We start from the raw sequence: 1,077 nt of genomic DNA on the forward strand, positions 1-1,077 counted from the left end.
AGTGGGGTTTCTCTTTTTACACTATTTTTCTCTCTAAGAGGGTTAAGAAATGAATCATAAATGGAAGATTGCCAACCACCTCACCCTCTAGTGAGGTGGTTGGCAATCTTCTTTATGTTCTGTGCTACAGCTGTCATCAGCGCTTGTTCGTTAGCGCCGTTCAAGCTGCGCAACCGGCAGTAGCGAAGCCCGTGGAGTTGTTTCGCATCCGCAAAGCTTCGCTCGATGGTTTCTTTTCTTTTTTTATATATCGTCTTTCCTTCCGGGGATAGACGATTTTCTCTGACTTTTTCTTTACTATTCTCCCAAACATGCCTAGTTATGGTCTTTTTATGATTCTTAGCTGTTGTACACTGTGAAAGAAACGGACAGCTTTTACACGTTTGGGGATTGGAGTGATATTGACGATACCCCTCTCGATTCGTAGTTGAGTAAGTCAAGGTCTCTCCATTGGGACATGTATAGGTATCGGATTCAACTTCATAAGTAAACTTCCATTTTGGGAATAATCCTTTTTTAGGTGAAAAGCGTCGATGAGCAATGACCCCCATGATCTTTCTTTTTTCAAGCCCATGACAAATAGGCATGGTTAAGTAGCCCGCATCAAGACCAACTGCTTCTAGTTCAAAACCAAAACGCTCTCGTTGACGATCTAAACGCGCTAAATAGGGACGGGAATCATGAACATTACCAGGTGTTACATGGACATCCGTGATGATGTTATATTTGAGATCGGTTGTACGATGGTCCAGATAGAAGAAGCCCTCAGGTTTCCCATCCCGGAACATATAACCACTCTCTTTATCGGTTGTGCTAACCTTAATTTCCTTTACTTCCACCTCCTTGTCCTTTTTTGGAAAGGACTTTTTTCCATGTGCTTTTCGGTCCTCCTCAATCGCTTGATCTAGTTCATTAATGTAATCTTGAGTTTCCACATGAACCGTTTCTTTCACAAACTTACGCTTGTTTGCATTTGCCTTTAAATGAGTAGAGTCCGTAAAAAGTACACGTCCGCCTACCATACGATGTTCGACTGCGAGAAGAACCACTTCATCAAAAACATCTTGAAAGACCGTT

Annotated in this window: 1 protein-coding gene; it reads right to left on the minus strand. The window is 42.2% G+C overall.

All coding sequences use genetic code 11. The features are described 5' to 3' along the window. Positions 1–80: 80 nt before the first annotated feature. Positions 81–1,077 (minus strand): IS1182 family transposase (locus LQ50_RS24030; RefSeq protein ID WP_034634293.1); only part of this gene is annotated, 997 nt, incomplete at its 5' end.

It is taken from the genome of Halalkalibacter okhensis, assembly GCF_000787375.1.
GTDB lineage: Bacteria > Bacillota > Bacilli > Bacillales > Bacillaceae_D > Halalkalibacter > Halalkalibacter okhensis.